Annotated in this window: 18 protein-coding genes, 1 tRNA gene and 1 other RNA gene; 13 read left to right on the top strand and 7 right to left on the bottom strand. The window is 65.6% G+C overall.

The window, feature by feature from the left end:
• The first annotated feature begins 3 nt into the window (after window positions 1-3).
• From ACSQ1X_RS03030 to ACSQ1X_RS03000, 7 genes are read left to right on the top strand one after another with little or no spacing between them, the layout of a single operon-like run.
• Window positions 4-867, top strand: a complete 864-nt coding sequence (locus ACSQ1X_RS03030) for a 3-keto-disaccharide hydrolase (protein WP_436056603.1) — start codon at window positions 4-6, stop codon at window positions 865-867.
• A gap of 2 nt (window positions 868-869) precedes the next feature.
• Window positions 870-1,772: a TolB family protein gene (locus ACSQ1X_RS03025; protein ID WP_436056602.1), complete on the top strand. Its 903-nt coding sequence runs from the start codon at window positions 870-872 to the stop codon at window positions 1,770-1,772.
• Entirely contained in the window at window positions 1,765-2,799 is a 1,035-nt protein-coding gene (locus ACSQ1X_RS03020; protein WP_436056601.1) for a Gfo/Idh/MocA family protein, read from the top strand. Before ACSQ1X_RS03025 ends, ACSQ1X_RS03020 begins: the two co-directional genes overlap by 8 nt.
• Window positions 2,792-3,274, top strand: coding sequence for a heme-degrading domain-containing protein (locus ACSQ1X_RS03015; RefSeq protein ID WP_436056600.1), 483 nt, complete (start codon window positions 2,792-2,794; stop codon window positions 3,272-3,274). The genes ACSQ1X_RS03020 and ACSQ1X_RS03015 overlap by 8 nt, the downstream gene beginning before the upstream one ends.
• Before the next feature lie 10 nt (window positions 3,275-3,284).
• Window positions 3,285-3,866, top strand: a complete 582-nt coding sequence (locus ACSQ1X_RS03010; RefSeq protein WP_436056599.1) for an N-acetyltransferase family protein — start codon at window positions 3,285-3,287, stop codon at window positions 3,864-3,866.
• A gap of 19 nt (window positions 3,867-3,885) precedes the next feature.
• A complete protein-coding gene (locus tag ACSQ1X_RS03005; protein ID WP_436056598.1) occupies window positions 3,886-4,620 on the top strand; it encodes a DsbA family oxidoreductase in 735 nt (244 codons plus the stop codon).
• Window positions 4,621-4,672: 52 nt separating this feature from the next.
• A complete protein-coding gene (locus ACSQ1X_RS03000) occupies window positions 4,673-5,296 on the top strand; it encodes a TetR/AcrR family transcriptional regulator (RefSeq protein ID WP_055801003.1) in 624 nt (207 codons plus the stop codon).
• A 61-nt stretch (window positions 5,297-5,357) separates the two neighbouring features.
• On the opposite strand, the gene ACSQ1X_RS02995 is transcribed toward ACSQ1X_RS03000, so the two are convergent.
• Window positions 5,358-6,023 (bottom strand): LytR C-terminal domain-containing protein, encoded by a 666-nt coding sequence (locus ACSQ1X_RS02995; RefSeq protein ID WP_436056597.1) that lies wholly within the window; start codon window positions 6,021-6,023, stop codon window positions 5,358-5,360.
• Window positions 6,016-6,315, bottom strand: a complete 300-nt coding sequence (locus ACSQ1X_RS02990) for a type II toxin-antitoxin system VapB family antitoxin (protein ID WP_028272925.1) — start codon at window positions 6,313-6,315, stop codon at window positions 6,016-6,018. Before ACSQ1X_RS02990 ends, ACSQ1X_RS02995 begins: the two co-directional genes overlap by 8 nt.
• A gap of 146 nt (window positions 6,316-6,461) precedes the next feature.
• On the opposite strand from ACSQ1X_RS02990, the gene ACSQ1X_RS02985 reads away from it, so the two are divergent.
• Together ACSQ1X_RS02985 and ACSQ1X_RS02980 are read left to right on the top strand one after the other, a co-directional pair.
• Complete coding sequence (locus ACSQ1X_RS02985) at window positions 6,462-7,376, top strand: hypothetical protein (RefSeq protein WP_436056596.1); 915 nt, start codon at window positions 6,462-6,464, stop codon at window positions 7,374-7,376.
• Window positions 7,377-7,573: 197 nt separating this feature from the next.
• Entirely contained in the window at window positions 7,574-9,049 is a 1,476-nt protein-coding gene (locus tag ACSQ1X_RS02980; RefSeq protein WP_436056595.1) for a stealth family protein, read from the top strand.
• Window positions 9,050-9,067: 18 nt separating this feature from the next.
• Here the strand turns inward: ACSQ1X_RS02980 and ACSQ1X_RS02975 are convergent, their stop codons facing one another.
• The 4 genes from ACSQ1X_RS02975 to ACSQ1X_RS02960 form a co-directional block, all read right to left on the bottom strand.
• On the bottom strand, window positions 9,068-10,006 hold the full coding sequence (locus ACSQ1X_RS02975) for a phosphodiesterase (RefSeq protein WP_055801009.1): 939 nt from the start codon (window positions 10,004-10,006) through the stop codon (window positions 9,068-9,070).
• Window positions 10,007-10,202: 196 nt separating this feature from the next.
• Window positions 10,203-11,414 carry a formaldehyde dehydrogenase, glutathione-independent gene (gene fdhA / locus ACSQ1X_RS02970; RefSeq protein ID WP_055801011.1) on the bottom strand — a complete coding sequence of 404 codons (1,212 nt, stop codon included), beginning with the start codon at window positions 11,412-11,414 and terminating at the stop codon, window positions 10,203-10,205.
• A 234-nt stretch (window positions 11,415-11,648) separates the two neighbouring features.
• Complete coding sequence (locus ACSQ1X_RS02965; protein WP_436056594.1) at window positions 11,649-12,134, bottom strand: glutathione peroxidase; 486 nt, start codon at window positions 12,132-12,134, stop codon at window positions 11,649-11,651.
• Window positions 12,135-12,251: 117 nt separating this feature from the next.
• Entirely contained in the window at window positions 12,252-13,394 is a 1,143-nt protein-coding gene (locus tag ACSQ1X_RS02960) for a peptidoglycan DD-metalloendopeptidase family protein (RefSeq protein WP_436056593.1), read from the bottom strand.
• 454 nt (window positions 13,395-13,848) lie between these two features.
• On the opposite strand from ACSQ1X_RS02960, the gene ACSQ1X_RS02955 reads away from it, so the two are divergent.
• A complete protein-coding gene (locus tag ACSQ1X_RS02955) occupies window positions 13,849-14,778 on the top strand; it encodes an oxygenase MpaB family protein (protein ID WP_436056592.1) in 930 nt (309 codons plus the stop codon).
• Between the two features lie 70 nt (window positions 14,779-14,848).
• Here the strand turns inward: ACSQ1X_RS02955 and ACSQ1X_RS02950 are convergent.
• Window positions 14,849-14,933 (bottom strand) — tRNA-Ser (locus tag ACSQ1X_RS02950).
• 404 nt (window positions 14,934-15,337) lie between these two features.
• Between ACSQ1X_RS02950 and ACSQ1X_RS02945 the strand changes: the two genes are divergently transcribed.
• The 3 genes from ACSQ1X_RS02945 to ACSQ1X_RS02935 all read left to right on the top strand — a co-directional run bounded on the left by ACSQ1X_RS02945 (window position 15,338) and on the right by ACSQ1X_RS02935 (window position 19,213).
• A complete protein-coding gene (locus tag ACSQ1X_RS02945; RefSeq protein WP_055801023.1) occupies window positions 15,338-15,691 on the top strand; it encodes a hypothetical protein in 354 nt (117 codons plus the stop codon).
• A 68-nt stretch (window positions 15,692-15,759) separates the two neighbouring features.
• Window positions 15,760-15,856, top strand: an RNA gene (gene ffs, locus ACSQ1X_RS02940) — signal recognition particle sRNA small type.
• Between the two features lie 51 nt (window positions 15,857-15,907).
• Window positions 15,908-19,213: a DNA polymerase III subunit gamma and tau gene (locus ACSQ1X_RS02935; RefSeq protein ID WP_436056591.1), complete on the top strand. Its 3,306-nt coding sequence runs from the start codon at window positions 15,908-15,910 to the stop codon at window positions 19,211-19,213.
• Window positions 19,214-19,223: the final 10 nt, after the last annotated feature.

Raw genomic sequence — 19,223 nt, 5'->3', positions numbered from 1 at the left:
GTCATGCCAGGAATTGAAACGCCCGACGGCGGCGACGGTTTTGTCCCGCTGTTCGACGGCGCCACCTTGGCCGGCTGGCGCTCGGTACCCCGTGTCTACGGCACCGAGTATCCGGGCGGTCCGCCCCTCCTGGAACGCTTTGCCGACCTTGGTTTGATGCCGCCTGTGGAACCCGAGAAGCACCCGGCCCGCTGGTTCGTGGAAGACGGCGTCCTGGTCGGCGAGCAGGACTCCCCCGGCAGCGGCTACGGCGGCTACCTGGTGAGCGAGCAGGCATACGGCGACTTCGAACTCGTGCTGGAAATGCGCCCCGACTGGCCGGCAGACACCGGCGTGATGATCCGGCGCCGGTCGGATACGTGGGAAGGTTTCCAGGTCCTGGTGGACCACCGTCCCTCTGGCGGCATCGGCGGGTTCTTCGGCAACGGGCTGGCGAGCTTCTCCGCCGTGCCCTTCGCCGTCAACGTGGCCACGGACGCCGACGGGCGGCCCACCGGTTTGATAGCGGACGATCCGGCCACATCGGTGGAGCCCGTCACGGAAGAAAAGCGTGCACGCCTGAAGCACGCCGCCGACGTCGAGGACTTCCTCAGCGTCTGGCGCTGGAACGACTGGAACGAACTCCGCATCCGCTGCGTCGGCGCGCTGCCGGTCATCACCACCTGGGTCAACGGCCTCAAGATCGCCGAACTGGACACCGCTACGCTGGACTCGCCGAACTACGACCCGGCGGATGTCCTGGCTGTTCTCGGCGAGCGCGGGCATATCGCGTTGGAAGTCCACGACAACGACTCCATGTTCGGCGAGGCCCGCTGGGGCAAGGGCGCGCAGTGCCGGTGGCGGAACATCCGGATCAAGGAGCTCTGAACATGCTGCGTACCCTTCAGCCCGGCCAGCGCTGCGAGGTGTGGATAGCGTCCGCCACGGGCGAATCCGAACTTGTCTACAGCACCGAGGAGCTCCTCCTCGAAGCGCCGAACTGGACCCTGGACGGCTCGGCCCTCATCCTCAACGGGGACGGGAAGCTGTGGAGCTTTGATGTGGCGGACCGGACACTCGACCAGGTCCCCCTGGCCGGCATCCCCGACCTCAACAACGACCACGTCCTGGCACCCGACGGTCAGGCGATCTACCTCTCGGCGAACGACGGCCACATCTACCGTGTAGCTTTGAGTGGAGGTCCGGCGGCGCGGGTCACCCCCGACGACGGTTCGTTCCATTTCCTCCACGGCGTGAGTCCCGACGGCGGCGAACTCGCTTACGTGGGTATCGAGGCGGGCGACTTTACGCAGCCGGGCCGCCTCAGGACCATACCGTCCGACGGCGGCGCTACCGCCGGGGTTGATGTCGGACCCGGCCATTGCGACGGACCGGAATACTCGCCCGACGGAAAGTGGCTCTACCTGAACACGGAGTCCTTCAGCTCTCTCCCCGGCCACGCCCAGCTTGCCCGCGTGCAGGTTGACGGAAGCGGTTTCGAGCGCCTCCTTGAGAGCGAAACCGTCGACTGGTTTCCCCATCTCTCCCCCGATGGCGAGCTGGCCAGCTACATCCGCTTCCCCGGCGGCACGGAGGGCCACCCCGCGGACCTGCCGGTCGCCGTCGTGCTTGTCTCCACGAGCGACTGGACCGCACCGCTTCACACCTGGCCTCTCTTCGGCGGCCAGGGAACCCTCAACGTCAATAGTTGGTCGCCGGATTCCAGGCGCTTTGCGTTTGTGGCGTACCCGCTGGCCAACACCGACTCACCAAAGGACAACGTTCTTGACTAATCAACCCACCGGCACTTCCGACGGAGCAATCCGCTGGGGCATCCTCGGCACCGGATTCATTGCGGGGCTGCAAGCGCAGGACCTGAACGAGAACGGCTTCACGGTGCAGGCCGTCGGGTCACGCGCGCTCGACTCCAGCAAGTCGTTTGCAGAGCAGTACGGCGTGGCAACCGCGCACGGCAGCTATGAGGACTTGGTGGCAGACCCGTCGGTTGACGTGGTCTACATCGCCACGCCGCACCCGTTCCACCATGCCAATGCCGTGCTGGCGTTGAATGCCGGCAAGCATGTGCTGGTGGAAAAGTCGTTCACCATGAACGCCCGCGAAGCCCAGGACATTGTTGACCTCGCGGAATCCAAGGGGCTCGTGGCCCTGGAAGCCATGTGGACCCGGTTCCTCCCGCACATGATCCGCCTCCGCGCCATCATCCAGGAAGGCACCATCGGCGAGGTCCGGAAGGTGGTCGCCAGCCACAACCAGAGCCTGCCCAAGGACCCTGCCCACCGGCTGAACGATCCTGCACTGGGTGGCGGAGCGCTGCTGGACCTCGGCATCTACCCGATCTCCTTTGCGTTCGACATCCTGGGCACCCCGGAGACCATTCGCGCCAGTGCCTCCATGACCGCGACGGGTGTGGACCGGCAGACTGCGGCCATCTTTGAATACGCTGGCGGCCGGCAGGCAATTGTGGACTGCGAACTGGACGCCGCCAGCGCCAACCGGGCCATGGTCATCGGGACCGAAGGGTGGATCGACATCGAATCCACCTGGTACAACCCCGTGCCATTCACCGTTCATGCGCTGGATGGCAGCGTTATTGAACGGTACGAGCAGCCCGTCAACAGTCGCGGTATGCAGTACCAGGCTGCAGAGCTGGAACGCCTGATCCGCGCGGGTGATACCGCCGGCACCATCCTTCCTCCGAGTGAATCAGTCGCCGTCATGACCGCCATGGACGAAATCCGCCGCCAGATCGGCCTCAGCTACGACGCCGACGCCACACCCGACGGGACTTCCCTTGACTGACACCGACTCACCACGAATCACGGAACTGCGCCGGCACGAGGAAGAGCTCGTCTTCCCGGGCTTTGACCATCACGACGCCTGGCGCCTCGGCTCGCTCATCGCCAACCGCGCCATCGCCGAGGGCCATTCCGTGGCCATCGATATCCGGCGCCACAACGTGGTCCTCTTCCGCTGTGTCCTGCCCGGCGCCACCGCCGACCAGGAGGAATGGATCCGCCGCAAGTCGGCAAGCACCCTGCGCTTTGAACGCAGCACGGCCTTAATGTCCGAGGAGTTCGCTGCCAAGCGCTTCGACCCCACGCAGGGAGGGTGGCTCAGGCCGGAGGACTACACGCTGGCCGGAGGCTCCTTCCCGATCCGGGTCCGGGGCACGGGCGTCGTCGCTGCAGTCACGGCGTCCGGACTGTCCTCGGACGACGACCACCAGCTGGTGGTCGACAGCATCAGGACCTACCTCGCCGAGGTCGCGGACTAGGATTTTGGGCATGACGCACACCATCCGCAAAGCAACAGCGGACGACGCCGGCCGGCTGGCTGCACTCGCCGCCGTCACCTTTCCGCTTGCCTGCCCGCCGCAGTCCTCCCCCGCCGATATCGCGGCGCACCTTGCGAACACGCTCAGCGACGCGAACTTCCGGAGCTATCTGGCGGATCCCGGCATCACTGTCCTGGTGATCGATGCCGACGGCGACCTCCGCGGCTACAGCATGCTCGTGGACCGTCCGGCCGCTGACCCGGACGTTGCCGCCGCCCTGACCATCCTGCCGGCGGCGGAGCTCAGCAAGTGCTACGTCCACCCCGACCATCACGGGCTCGGTGCCGCGGCCGAACTGATGCACGCGAGCCTGGGCGAGGCCGCAGCATCCGGTGCCCGCGGCATGTGGCTTGGCGTCAACAGCCAGAACGCAAAGGCCATCCGCTTCTACGAAAAATCGGGCTTCCGGAAAGTCGGCACCAAATCGTTCAACCTGGGAGCCACGGTGGAGCACGACTTCGTGATGGAGCGGGCAGTCCCAGGTGTGCCCAGTGACGAACGCGACATGCCCGCCGGGGAATGGACCCGGTAAGCAAGCGGTTGTCGCCAGCATGAAGATTGAGATCTGGTCCGACGTCGCGTGCCCCTGGTGCTACATCGGCAAGCGCCGTTTCGAAGCCGCCCTGGCCGAGTTCCCGCACCGCGAGTCCGTGCAGGTGCAGTGGCGCAGCTACCAGCTGGACCCCACCCTGCCCGAACACTACGACGGTACCGAACTGGAGTACCTAAGCACTCGTAAAGGCATGGCACCGGCACAGGTCTCCCAGATGTTCGAACATGTGGCGGAACAGGCGAAGGGTGAGGGCCTCAACTACCGGTTTGACGCCGTCGTGGTTGCCAACAGCTTCACGGCCCACCGGCTGATCCACCTGGCTGCCGCCCACGGCAAGCAGGATGCCGCCAAAGAGCGCTTACTGAGCGACCACTTCGAGCAAGGCAAGGACATCGGCAGCCGCGAGTACCTCACGTCCCTGGGACAGGACCTGGACATCGACGCCGGCGAACTGGACGAGCTGTTCACCACCGACAAGTATGCGGACGACGTCCGGTCCGACTTCGAGGAAGGCCGCGCCCTGGGCATCAGCGGCGTGCCGTTCTTCGTGATCGACCGCAAGTACGGCCTGTCCGGCGCCCAGCCGTCAGCGATGTTCAGCCAGGCACTCAACCAGGCATGGCAGGAACAGCAGACCCTGGTCATGGCGGGCGCTGGCGCTCCGGGCAGCGAAGGCGGCAAAGTCAGCGACGGCGGCGCGGAAGCCTGCGGCCCCGACGGCTGCGCCGTCTAACCCCCGGCGCCGGCGGCCGCAGTTTGCTGACAGATCACTGTAAAGTGTCTGTATGCCTAGGATTTCGGCCGCCACGAATGCTGCCCAACGAGCCGAGACCCAACGCCGCATCCTGACCGGCTTCGGAGAGCTCCTCTTCACCCACGGCCTGCCGGGGCTCACCATGACGGACGTTGCCCGCCATGCCGGCATCGGCCGCACCGCCGTGTACAACTACTACGCGGACATCGAAGAACTGCTGATCGCCTACGCGCTGGACGAAACCGAGCGCTTCCTCGACGGCCTGCGGGAGTCGCTGCAGTCCCTGGAGAACCCGGTGGAGCGCCTGGCACTGTACGTCCGGACCCAGGTGGAGGACCTGAGCCGCCGCCACCTGCCGCCCGGTCCGGCCATGGCCGCCGTGCTTTCGCCCACGTCCTTTTCGAAGCTCGCGGACCACGTGGGCGAACTCAGCCTCCTCCTGCAGGACATCCTGCGTGACGCGATGGCGCAGGGCTACCTTCCCGAGGCGGACATCACCCAGCTGGCCCAGCTCATCCACGGCACGCTGTCCTCCAGCGCCGCCCGCGGCGACGGCACGCCCGAAGCAGTGCTCCGCACCGTCCGGTTCATCCAGCTGGGCGCGGGGGCACGGTTCGACGACGACGGCCGTCCCGTCAGGCTTGCCACGCCGTAGCTGGACTCAGCCTCGCCGGCTCCAGCATCCCCGCAGAGCACCCCTGGTCAACATCCCCGGCTCAGCCCGCTTTCGGAATCACCGGCCACTTGGAGCTGTCGACGATCCGGCGGCTCTCCCGCGGGCAGCTGAGCTGGCCGGGCGTCTGGTCCACGAGGTCCGGCGCAGTCAGTTCCTTGAATTCTCCGGTCAGGATCACATCCACGCTGCCGTCCGAACGGCCATCCTGGAAGTAGTCCGACTTGGGCAGGTTCCGCTGGACACTGAAGGCGGCCGACTGGCCCGCGGCACCGGAAACCACTGCGGCCACACCCCGGTAACCGGACTGGGTGTTGTCCACCACGGCCACCGCGAATTTCCTGGCCAGGAACTCGTCGGCCACGGACCGCGCCAGGCCGGGCCGGTTGGTGGCGTTGTAGACGTTGAGGCTGACCTTGTCGTTCGGTGTGTAGTCAAACGTTGTTGCGGGACACGCCGAGACTGCGGACCGGCTCCGCTCCGCCGTCGGAATCTTGATCTGTCCGTTGATGATGGCCAGCGCTACGATGATCGCGGAGATGATCAGCCCCACCAGCAGGACCAGCACCACCCCGTGCAGGATCCGCCGGCGCAGCCGGACAGGGTTTTCTTCGGTGTCGTCATGCTCAACGAAAGTGGCCCTGAGTTCCTGCCCTGAGACCACGCGGTGGCCGTGCAGGACAGTGATGTCCTTGGGTTTCCTAGCCATCTATCACCAGCACACGGGCGTGGATGGCGGTGCGCTGATGCAGTGCGGTCCGGACGGCACGGTGCAGGCCGTCCTCGAGGTATAGGGTTCCCCGGTATTGCACAACGTGGGGAAAGAGGTCACCGAAGAACGTGGAGTCCTCGGCGAGGAGGGCCTCGAGGTCGAGGGTGCGCTTGGTGGTCACCAGCTCATCTAGCCTGACGGGGCGCGGAGGAAGGGCGGCCCACTCCTTGGGAGTGTTGTAACCATGGTCGGGGTAAGGGCGGCCCTCGCCCACAGCTTTGAATATCACCCTGCAAGCCTAAAGACGTTGCCCGCCCAAGGGAACGAATGACCGCGCACAGTTCCAAGGTTGTAGCCAAACAGTGACCATTGACCGGCAGAAACCCTCAAGGCAACATTCTGCACCGGCCCCTACCGGACTGAGAGAATGGAGCCATGACTGCACCCGAAAACCAGGCGGCCGCGTCGCCGTCGGCCCCTCCCCTTGCCCTCCTGCTCGACGTCGACGGTCCGGTGGCGAGTCCCGTCACCCGCAACGTCAAGCCGGAGATCATCGCGGACATGGTGGCGCTGGCCACCGCGGGCATTCCCGTCATCTTCAATACGGGCCGCTCGGACGCATTCATCCGCGAACAGGTGATGGAGCCGATGATCGCTGCCGGCATGCCCGCCGGAACCGTCATCCACGCCATCTGCGAAAAAGGTGCCGTCTGGTTCAGCTACACGGCTGCCGGACCCGGTCCCGTCCATGTGGACCACGAACTCGCCGTTCCCCGCGCCTACGGCGATGACGTCCGCCGGCTGGTCTCCGAGGACTACGCGAAACACATGTTCTACGACGAAACCAAGCGTGCCATGGTCTCCGTGGAGCAGCATATCGAGGTGGCCAGCAAGGACTACCTCGAAGAACAGAAACTGTTCGACGCCGACGCCATGGAACTGATGGCCCGTCACGGCCTGGGCGTGGTCCGGCTGGACCACCACGCACCCGATTCAGACGACCAGGTGGACTACCGTGTCGATCCCACCATCATTTCCACGGACATCGAGTCTGTTCGCCTGGGCAAAGACCTGGGGGCCAGCCGCGCCGTCGAAATGCTCGCAGCGCAGGGCATCCGGCCCCTCGCGTGGCGCACCGTGGGCGATTCACGCACCGATTACGCCATGGCCGACTGGCTGCACCACAACGACCACGCCGTGAAACACGTGGACGTCCGCCCCGCGGACGGAGTGCCCGTCAAGCCGTACACGATCCTGACGGCCGCCGACCTGGGGCTCGCCGAAGACGTGATCCACGACGACGCCGGCGGGGCTTTCCTGCGCAGCTGGCGGGACGCCCTGGCCGGCTAAGTCCGGATTAGTCCAGTTTTTTTAGGCGGGTTATCATGCAGGTAGGACCTCTATAAACAAAAGCTCGGAGAAACACCATTACAGACGCACTGGTACAGGATGAGATCTACTACGGCGGCCAGCCGTCCGACGACGGCAGGAGCCACGCCGAGGTAACGTCGCCGGCCGCTGTCGCACGGCTGAAAAACCGCCCCGACGTGGTCCGCCACCGGGGGCGCTATGCGCTGATCAATTCCACCCGCACTCCGTACCAGGCCATGGTGGAGGACCTGCTGTTCATCCGCGGCGTCCTCGCCAACGCGGGCCTGGACTACCTGCTGGTCCGCGGCAACAACCACCGGCCCGTTATCGCGCTGGACTGGGAGAACCGGAAGAAGCTCCGCAACGCGCTGGTTGAGGCGTGCCGCGACGAGCCCGTTTACTCCATGACCGTGGATGCCAAAAAGAAGTCCTCCGTCCTGGTGGCCGACGGCGAGCTCTCCCCCAACCGCCAGGCCCGGATTTTCCGGCTCTACCGCCCGCGCGTGGAACCGGACGGCGGCTTCGACTTCGGCTCGTCCGCCGGCGTGCAGATCGAGCTGTGGAGCTTCGAAGGCAACCAGTTGATCCTGCCGATCGAAAACTCGCTCACCCGCCGCACCATGCTCACCAGCGACGCCAAGCGTGGCACTGTGGAGCGGTACGGCCACACCTGGCCCACCATCGAGAACATGTTCGCGGACCACGCCAGCGACATCAGTTTCGATATTGACATGGTGTTTTCCTGGGTGGACGGCAGCTCGCCGGAGTACATCGCGGCACGGCGCGCGCGGATGGCCGGCGTTGTGGTGGGCGAAGGCGATGACCACGAGGCCCGCTTCCGCCAGATCAACGAACTGAAGTATGCCCTGCGCTCGGTGTACATGTTCGCGCCGTGGGTGCGGCGCATTTTCATCGCAACAGACTCACCCGCACCCGAGTGGCTGGCTGACCACCCCTCGGTGACCATTGTGCGCAGCGAGGAATTCTTCGCGGACCCGTCAGTGCTCCCGACCCACAACTCGCAGGCGGTCGAATGCCAGCTGCACCACATCGAAGGACTCTCTGAGCACTTCCTGTACTCCAACGACGACATGTTCTTCGGCCGCGCCGTGGGCCCGGACATGTTCTTCACCCCGGGCGGCGTCACCAAGTTCATCGAGGCGGAAACCCGCATCGGCCTGGGCGACAACGACGCCGAGCGAAGCGGTTTCGAAAATGCCGCCAGGGTGAACCGTAAGCTCTTGTGGGACCGGTTCGGCCGTATCACCACCCGGCACCTGGAGCACACCGCAGCTCCGTTGCGGCGCAGCGTGGTGGCCACCATGGAGAAGGAATTCCCGCAGGAGTTCGCCAAAACCGCCGCCAGCCGGTTCCGGGCGGCAGACAACATTTCCGTGACGAATTCGTTCTACCACTACTACGCCCTGTTGACCGGACGGGCGGTGACCCAGACGGCAGCAAAGGTGAGGTACATCGACACCACCATGCGGTCCGGCCTCAATTACCTGCCCAAGCTCCTGGCCAAGCGCAATATGGACTTCTTCTGCCTAAATGACGGCAGCTTCCCCGAGGTCGAGGCCGAGGAGCGCGCCGAACTGGTGACGGACTTCCTGGAAAAGTACTACCCCATCAAGGCGCCCTGGGAAAAGTAGGGCGAAAAGCAGTACGGGTCAGCGGCCCGCACGGATCATCGGGATGGTCTGCGTCGGCGGGTTGCCATGTTTCGCCTGCCGCGGGATCCGGATGCCGGCCGCGGCCAGCCGGCGCTGGGTTTCGGCCGCACTGACCACTTCGCCCACTGCCGCCGCGCTGCCGATCGGCACCACGGAATGCACGATGGTGTGTTCGTACACGTGCACCAGGTTGAAAGCCTGTCCGCCGTCGCGCGGCCGGGTGCCGCCCACAGGGACGTTCAGGTCCTGGGTGTAGCAGGTGGCAGAGGCCACCGATACCGGAATGCCGGCGAAGGTGGCAGTGGTGGAGTAATGCAGGTGCCCGGCCAGGATGGTGCGGACATCCGAGTTGCGGAGCACTGCAGCGAGGGCCGGCTGGTCCCGGAGCTCCACGAGGACGGCAAGGTCCAGCACCGACGGCACCGGAGGATGATGCAGGGCCAGGATGGTGCCGTCCGGAGCGGGAGTGGAGAGCTCCTCGGCAAGCCAGTCGAGCTGCGCCTGGCTCAGTTCGCCGTGGTGGAATCCCGGCACTGACGTATCCAGGGTGATCACCCGGAGCCCGTTGATGAAGTAGCTGTGGTCCACCGGCGCGTCGTTGCCGGTCTGGTCAAGCAGCCCGGTCCGGAAATTCTCACGGTCATCGTGGTTTCCCATGGCCCAGATGACCTGAGCGTTCATTGCCTTGCACGCGGGCTCAACGATGGCCCGGAGTTTCGCATACGCCTCGGCCTCGCCCTGGTCAGCAAGATCGCCGGTGAAAATCACGGCTTCCGGACGGGCCCCTGAGGCTTTGACTTCCTCAAACAATTGTTTCAGGCGGGCTTCGCTGTCTACTGCGCCATAAAGATGATCCGGACCTCCCAACAGGTGGGGGTCGCTCAGGTGGAGAAGAAAATGACGCGGCCGCGGGTGTTCGGCCTCGATGAGCTCCATTACTGCCTTCGTGGTTGGTTGGAAGCTGGTGCTTCCAGTGTCCCTCTCAGTAAGGTCTATCCAACCAGACATTCGGCCAACAATGTGCAAACTCCAGTAGGCATGTTTGAAAATATGGAAAAAACGAGTAGTCCGGCGGACACACTCCGTGCTCAGAATGCGTCCGCCGGCACGTGGTTACTCGGTCCTTGACGGCTTAGCTTAGGTAGCCGTTCGGGTTCAGGACATACTTCGTGGCGGCGCCTGCGTCGAACTCGGCGTAGCCCTTGGGCGCATCTTCCAGGGTGATTGCCTTGGCGTTAACGTTCTTGGCGATATGCACCTTGTCGTGCAGGATCGCCATCATCAACTGGCGGTTGTACTTCATGACGGGACACTGGCCCGTGGTGAAGCTCAGCGACTTGGCCCAGCCCGTTCCCAGGCTGAGGGACAGCGCGCCCTTTTTGGCAGCCTCGTCAATGCCGCCCGGGTCTCCCGTGACGTAGAGCCCTGGGATGCCCAGCGCGCCGCCGGCCGCGGTGAGTTCCATCAGCGAGTTCAGCACCGTGGCCGGAGCCTCCTTGGCGTCGTGGCCGTGGCCCCTGGCCTCGAAGCCGACCGCGTCGACGCCGCAGTCGACTTCCGGGACACCCAGGATCTGTTCGATCTGCTCGGCGGGGCCGCCCTCGGACAGGTCAATGGTTTCGCAGCCGAAGCTGCGCGCCTGCGCCAAACGACCCTCGTTCAGGTCGCCCACAATCACGACGGCGGCACCGAGCAGGTGGGCGCTCGTTGCCGCGGCCAGGCCAACCGGGCCGGCCCCGGCAATGTAGACGGTGGAGCCGACCCCGACGCCGGCGCTCACAGCCCCATGGAATCCCGTGGGGAAGATGTCCGAAAGCATGGCCAGGTCGAGGATCTTTTCCATGGCCCGGTCCTTGTCCGGGAATTTCAGCAGGTTCCAGTCCGCATAGGGCACCAGGACGTAGTTGGCCTGGCCGCCCACCCAGCCGCCCATGTCGACGTAGCCGTAGGCGCTTCCCGGCCGGTCCGGGTTGACGTTGAGGCAGATGCCGGTCTTGCGTTCCTTGCAGTTCCGGCAGCGGCCGCAGGCGATGTTGAAGGGAACGGAGCAGACGTCCCCCACCTTGATGAATTCGACGTCGGGTCCTACTTCCACCACTTCACCGGTGATTTCGTGGCCCAGCACGAGGTCCGGAGGTGCGGTGGTCCGGCCGCGAACCATGTGCTGGTCGGAGCCGCAGATGTTGGTGGCGACGGTCTTGAGGATGACGCCATGACGTACTGAACGGCCCACGTTGGCGGGGTTGACGCCCGGCCCGTCCTTGAGTTCGAAGCTGGGATAGTCAATGTCGATCAGTTCGACTTTGCCAGGCCCCTTGTAGGCAACGGCTTTGTTCCCTGTCATCTCTTTCCTCCTGGTTTCACGGTCACCCGCAAGGATGCCCCGTGTGATTCACGAAGTACTGATGCGCCCTCCCAGGCAGGTATTGACCGGCCGCGCCGTCCGCTGTGCCGCCGCCGGGAAGCCGCGGCCGTGCTGACAGATTGGAGGGTCCGGCCAGTCTAGGCGGTAAGCATACTTAGGAACAGGGGTCGTTGGGCCCTAGCGGCCGGAACAGATTGCTCCGGCGGGAGCCCGTCAGGCCAGTGCATCTTCGATGGCGGCGATGACCTCAGGTGAGTCAGGCTCCACCGTGGGAGCAAAGCGTGCCACCACCACGCCGTCGCGGTTTACGAGGAACTTTTCAAAGTTCCACTTCACGAGGCCGGGAAGGAGTCCGGCCTTAAACCGGGTGAGCTCGGTGTACAGCGGGTGCTGGTCCTTGCCGCGCACGTCTGCCTTCGCGGTCAGCGGGAAGGTGACACCGAAGTTGCGTTCGCAAAACTCGGCAATTTCAGCGTCGTTGCCCGGCTCCTGCCCGGCGAACTGGTTGCACGGGACGCCCAGGACTTCGAATCCGCGGTCCCGGAACTTCCCGTACAGCAGTTCCAGGCCGGCGTACTGCGGCGTGAAACCACATTGGGAAGCCACGTTGACCACCAACACCACGCTTCCCTTGAAGCGGCCAAATTCAGTTTTCGTGCCGTCGTTGAGGGTCAGCGGAATGGAGTGGATCGAATTCACGGTGGGCTTCCTTAAGAAACTGGTCATGGCTGCTATTCGTTGACAACGGCCAAGTGTATGGGTTGGTGCCCGGGGTGAGTTCGGCGGCCGGCTTCCAGCCGGTGAAGGGAGGTGCTGTCAGGGAGTGGGCGTGGCTGTCTCGGTTGGTGACGGTTCAACAATGGCTGTCGGCTCGGGCCCGGCTGTTTGAGTGAGCGTGGGCTCGGCTGTCGGCGCGAGCGTGGGCTCAGCTGTCGGGATGAGCGTGGGCTCGGCTGTCGGCGTGTACGTGGGCTCGGCCGGGGGCGCCGTCGGCACGGTCTCCGTCGGAGTCGCCGTCGCAGTGGACGGCTCTGTCTGGGTTGGCGACGGCGTTTCAGTCGGTGAAGGAGTGGTCGACGGTGTTGCCGTTGAGGTGCCCGTGGGTGGCGGCGTAGTGGTCGCCGTCGGGCTTCCCGACGTCGCCGGAGCGGCCGACGTAGTCGTCGTCGCCGCCGCACTCGCCGATGGCGAAGGCGAAGGCGAAGGCGAAGGCGAAGGCGTCGCCGAGGTGGAAGGCGTCGCCGTGGCCGACGCCGAAGGCGACCCCGGAACGGGTGCTTCCGCGTCCCCGCCCTCCACCGCGTGCGAATTGCTTGCCGAGACGGGAATGGCCCAGGTGGGATCTCCCGCAGGGGCGCCGGCCCCGGGGACGTAACTGATCATGTCTATGTTCCCGAGCTCATCCACTTGCTTAGTGGGCAGGAGCGTCCAGTCCAACGGGTTCGCATGGACGCCGTTGAGGATGGTCTCGAAATGCAGGTGGCACCCCGTGGATGATCCTGTGGTGCCCACTTTCGCGATGACCTCGCCCACTTGGACGGAGTCGCCCTTCTTGACGGCAATTCCCTCCAGGTGGTTGTAGGTGGTGATCAGCCCGTTGCCGTGGTCGATCTCCACGCGGTTGCCACCGCCCCAGGGGTGCCAGCCAACGGCCCTGACCACGCCGGCGTCGGCCGCGTAGACCCGGGTGCCGCAGGCAGCCGCGAAGTCCTGCCCCCAGTGGAACTCACCCGCAGTAGCGGTCAAAGGGCTGACCCGGAGGCCGAAGCCTGAGGTTTCCGTCAGCACTTCAAGGGGGGCCATCAGCGAGCCGGCGGGTGGCCGCCGCGCTTCGTCGGAGGCAACGTTCAGTTCGCGGTGGCCGCTTTTGGATATGGTCCGGATATCGCTGCGGCTGTAGGAAACCAGAGCATTGATATTGGCGTTAATGGCCGCCGGTGCAATACCCAGCGGTTTCATAAAGGCATCCGGCCACCAAGGCGCATTTCCTGCACCGCCCATCGGGGCCTGTTGCGAGGTTGCACCAACCGCTGCCGACGGCGGTGAGGCGGGGCCCTGGAGGCCAAAGGCAATCACGCCAAACGTTGACACAGCGCAGACGCCAAGTATCCGTGCAGCGACGAGGCAAGGCCTGCCGGGATTTTCGTCGTGTCCATATCCCCAGTGATTTCCCACGTGCTGACTCCTGCGATAGGCCCGCCAGACCCCAATCTCGACGGACTTACGATTCCTATGGGAACACAGCCCCCTCCCGTCTGTGAACCCCCAACATCGGGACCGTCAGAACGCTACCGCGGGATTCCGCCATTTCCGGCCGGAATTCCCAGCTGATTCACAGGCGCCGGGGGCTCCTTGGGCTCGTCCGGAGCTGAGCCCGGACGAATATTTGGACCCGAATGCGCAAGAATGGACCATGCGCAATGTCCTCAGGGAGTGGCAGGCCGAGCTCAGGCAAACATTCACCGGTACACGGGGGGCAGTGCCGGGCTGGGTTCCCCGGCTGGAAGAGGGTGACGACGCCGGTTATCACCTTCCGGGGTCCGCCGTCTGGGCGGTCCACGGCTCCATGACCACCATTGTGGCGGGAATCCGCGCCCTCCTGATGCAGGCCCTCCATCCGGGCGCCCTTGCCGGCGTCCAGGACCATTCACGGTTCCGCGAAGATCCGCTGGGGCGGCTGGCTGGAACAATCCGCTGGATCTTCACCGTGTCCTATGGCTCCACGTCCGCCGCGCATGAAGCATCCGGCTTCGTCCTGCGGCTGCACGAATCGGTGCGGGGAGACTACGTGGACGCCCACGGCATCGCCAGGAGCTACGCGGCCAACGACCCCGAGCTGCTCCGGTGGGTACACATCGCGTTCACTGACGCGTTTCTCTCGGCACACAAGATCTGGGGCCGGCCCATCCCCGGCGGCCCGGATGCCTACGTTCGGGAGTGGGCGCACGCGGGACGGCTAATGGGCGTGGATTCGCCGCCCCTCAGTGAGGCGGAAATGCGGGAGCAGCTGGACAGCTGGTACTGCGCCGGCGACCTCCGTTCCGATGAAAGGGTGGCCGAAATTGTGGCCTTCATCCGCAATCCCCCGCTTCACCCATCACTGCGGCCCGGATACAAGATGCTGTTTGCCGCCGCGGTTTCAAGCCTCGAACCGAAATACCGGGACATGCTGGGACTCCGGGCGCCTCGGCTGGGCCCCTTCCCGCTTCCGGTGAGGTTTGGCACCAAAGTGACGCTCGCCGTCGTCGGGGTGGCCCTGGGCGGGGTCCGTCCCGGCGGCAGGATGGGACCGAGCGAGCAGGCCGCACGACGGCGGCTTCGTCGGCTGGGATTTGCCGCCTAGGTGCGGAACGGATGTGCCGCCAAGGTCCGGAACGCAAAAAGGCCCCGGTCCAAGGACCGGGGCCAATACGCGGAGAATGGGGGATTTGAACCCCCGAGGGCGTTAACCCAACACGCGTTCCAGGCGTGCGCCATAGGCCGCTAGGCGAATTCTCCAGTAGCTTCTGAATCAAAAGCAGATACTAGAATACCTGAACTTTTCGGCATCACCCAATTGGGCCGGATTGAACGTGACGGCTGCGAGTTCAGCGGCCGCCCACACCCGTGCACTGCAAGGGCAATCCCACTGCCCGAAAGCGCCATTAACGCAAAAATGGACGCCCCCAATGCGCCCACTCTTCCGGAACACCGTTGAGCTGCCGGGTCCGGCCCTCGCGCCAGGCCCTGCAGCTCACAACCTTGAGTTCAAGTTGAGATTGCCCCAATCGGTGTACATATCCATCGTCCGCTTTGTGCCGATGATAAGCAAGGGTTCCTACCGCATTATCGGCCGACCGTTATCGACTTGTGGCGTTAGCCATTTGTCACTGCCCTTCCGCAGCTACTGAGAAGATGGGCGGATGACGCAACTGCATGCCCTGGTGACCTACGTTCCCGCAGACCACGCGGAGGCTGTCCTGGCAGCCGTGGGCGATGCGGGCGCCGGGCGGATCGGGAATTATTCGCACTGCGCGTTCACCGCCCCTGGCACCGGCCGGTTCACTCCGCTCGCCGGGTCCCGGCCGTTTATCGGTTCGGAGGGCCACAGCGAACAGGTTCCGGAAATAAGGATCGAATGCGTTGTTGACGAAGACGTGCTCGACGCCGTCGTGGCTGCCCTGCGTCTGGCCCACCCCTACGAGGAGCCCGCACTGATGAGCTGGGCGGTCAACGGGCACCCATTCTCGACAGCGCAGAATGGCCCGGGGAGGTAACCGGAGCGGGCTGAAACGGGCCGCCAGGAGCCGATTCGGGGCACACCAAATCATCGGGTAAACTCATTGACGGCCCCTCATGTGGCGTCATCCTGTTGAACTCCCCCAGGACCGGAAGGTAGCAAGGGTAAATGGGCTCTGGCGGGTGCATGGGGGGTCTTTACTATTCCCCCACAGGGCGGCAAACTGTCAGCCCGGATTGGTAGGGTTTTCTCTGTGAGTGTTACAACCGCCCTTTATCGCAGATACCGTCCAGACTCCTTTGCTGACGTTATCGGGCAGGAACACGTCACGGAGCCGCTGATGACGGCGCTGCGCAAGAACCGCGTCAATCACGCCTACCTGTTTTCCGGTCCGCGCGGCTGCGGCAAGACCACCTCGGCCCGCATCCTGGCCCGTTGCCTGAACTGTGCCGAGGGCCCCACGGACACCCCCTGCGGCACCTGCCCCAGCTGCATCGAGCTTGCGCGCGGCGGCTCCGGTTCCCTTGACGTGATCGAGATCGACGCCGCGAGTCACGGCGGCGTGGACGACGCCCGAGACCTTCGCGAACGCGCCACGTACGCCCCTGTCCGGGACCGGTACAAGATCTTCATCATCGACGAAGCCCACATGGTCACTTCGGCAGGCTTCAACGCCCTGCTCAAGATCGTGGAAGAGCCGCCGGAACACATCAAGTTCATCTTTGCCACCACCGAGCCGGACAAGGTGATCGGCACCATCCGTTCGCGGACCCACCACTACCCGTTCCGGCTGGTCCCGCCCGAGCCCCTCATGGCCTACCTTGAGTTGCTCTGCAACCAGGAAAACGTTCCCGTGGCGCCGGGAGTGCTGTCCTTGGTGATCCGCGCCGGCGGCGGTTCCGTCCGGGATTCGCTGTCTGTCCTGGACCAGTTGATGGCCGGCGCCGGCCCCGCGGGACTGGACTATGAACTCGCTGTGGCACTGCTGGGCTACACCCACGCGTCCCTTCTGGATGACGTCGTTGAAGCGGTGGCAGCCTCGGATGCAGCCACTGTATTCCGTGCTGTGGACCGCGTCATCCAGACCGGCCACGATCCGCGCCGCTTCGTGGAGGATCTGCTGGAGCGCTTCCGCGACCTCATCATCGTCCAGGCAATGCCGGAGAGCGCCCAGTCGATCCTGCGCGGCATGCCGGCTGACCAGATAGCCCGGCTGAAGAACCAGGCCCACAACCTGGGCGCAGCCGAGCTCTCCCGGGCGGCAGACGTCACCAACACTGCACTCACCGAGATGACCGGGGCAACGTCGCCGCGGCTTCACCTTGAGCTACTGTGCGCCCGAATCCTTCTCCCCAATTCCGAGCAGACCGAACGCGGCATCGCCGCCCGGATCGACCGCGTGGAGCGGCGCCTGAACTACGGCGGGAACGACGTCGGTGCTCCCGCCGCTGCTTCAGCGCCGATCCCGCCGGCCGCACCTGTGCCTGCCCCGGCGGCTTCCGCTGGCCCCGCTGTTTCCCCCGCGCCCGCCGCCGCACCCGAACCAGCTCCGGCGGCACCGGTACAGGCACCACCGGTTCAGGCACCACCGGTTCAGGCACCGCCGGTTCAGGCAGCGCCGGTACAGGCACCACCGGTTCAGGCAGCGCCGGTTCAGGCACCCGTCCCCGCGGTCGAAGCCGCCGCAGGACGAAGCGAAGCGCCCGCGCGCGAATCCATCACTCCGCCGCGGGTTTCCACCACCGACTGGCCTGTTGACGAGCCCTCCGCGAATCGGGGCCCGGCCACCCAGGCGCCCTCACGTTCCGCTGCTCAGCAGGTCCCGCCTGCACCTGCCGCGGCTTCCGCGCCCGCAACGCCAATACCGGCTGAACCGGTTGCGGCTGAGCGCACACCCCTGAAGTCCGAAGCGGCCCAGACGGCGGCGGCCGGCAACCCTGCGGCCCACGGCCCCGCCGGCGACGTCGAGGTCCTGCGCCGCGCCTGGCCTGATGTCCTGCAGACCCTGAGCAAAATCAAGCGAAGCACCTGGGCCCTTGTGGAACCCAACGCCCAGGTGAGCCAGTTCGACGGCCAGGTGCTCACCTTGGCCTTCACCACGTCCGGACTGGCCGGTGCCTTCGGCCGGGCAGACCATTCGGAAAATCTTCGCCAGGCAATCCACAAAACCGTGGGGATCGACTGCCAGATCAATGCAGTGTCCGGCGGCGCCAGCAGCTCAGCGAGCTCTGAGCCAAACCCAAAAGCACCCGCTAGCCAGGAACCTCCGGCGACGTCCGCTGACGTTGCCTGGGGTCTTGCCCCCGCAACCGCTGCGCCGGCCGCAGGCCCCGCGGTGAGCCCTGCGGCTCACCGCCCGGCCGCCACGCCTGCCGGCCGTCAGGTCGCGGACACCTCTCCGCTCCGTGCCGCCGAGCCTGCCGGCCCTGCCGACACGCTCAAGGCCACAAACATTGCCACCGCTGCCAACGAGGCCAACGCCGCCAACGAACTTGAGCCAGCGCAGGTCCGCCCGGCACAGCGGCCGCAAGATGACGCGTCCGGTTCCTACAGCTACCCCGACGATGACTGGGGCCCGCCCCTGGACGAAGATGCTCCCCCACTGGACGAGGAGCCGCCCATGGACTGGGCTCCGTCCGTTCCGGCGCAGTCAGGCTCTGCGCAGTCAGGCTCCGCGCAGTCAGGTTCGGCGCAGTCAGGTTCGGCGCAGTCAGGCTCGGCGCAGTCAGGGCCGGTCCCATCAGTGCCGGCCCAGTCCGGCAGGACCTCTCCCGGCGCACCGGAACGTGCACGAACGGATAGTAGGATCTCCCGCGAACAGCCTTCCCGGAGGTCGACTTCCGCCGACTCGTCACGTGTGGCGGGCGAGCTCTCCAACGATGATCCATGGTCCCGTGCCAAGGAAGAGGCTCCGGGCGTCTGGACCGTAGGTGCCGAGTCGAACGTCGGCAAGTCCGTGGAAGACCCGGACCGCGCCGGCATTCCTGTGGTTCCAGAACCTCAGGCGCCCCAGTACGAGCCGGCGGCGGCCCAGCTCCCCCGGCCCGGCGGGACGACTGACGAAGCCTCCGCCCACCAACCGGACGGCTCCCCGCGTCCGGCCGAAATCCGGCAGCCGGTGGGTGCACTGGCTGGTGCGAACAGTGCCCCCGGCGCAGGCTGGGCAACGTCCGCGCAGTATGTTCCCGCCACGGCCACTGACCCGTCGACAGCGATGGCCGGCCCGGATGTCCGGAACATCGCGTCCGCAACTGCACCGGCGGCCTACGCGTCCGCTCCCGCCCAGACGGCCCCGGCCCCTGCAACCGCGCCCGGCGCGGTGAAGCAGAGCCTGTACCAGCGGCTGTCCAACAGCCCCGAGGCGGAAGCCGGCAGGGCCAAGGCCCCTGCGCGACAGGCCGAGGCGGTCAAGACCTATGTCCAGGACACACCCAGCCCGGACGACGAAACGATCGAGGAATCGAGCGTGTTTGGACGCGCCGCCGTCGAGCGTATTCTGGGCGGAAAACTGGTGGAGGAACGGTCCTTGGACGGCAGCCCGATCGCCCCCCGCTTCTAGCCTTCCCCGC

Origin of the sequence: Arthrobacter sp. LjRoot78 (assembly GCF_964254335.1) — a bacterium.
Taxonomy (GTDB): Bacteria; Actinomycetota; Actinomycetes; order Actinomycetales; family Micrococcaceae; genus Arthrobacter.
This window is presented reverse-complemented; position numbering and strand designations above follow the sequence as displayed.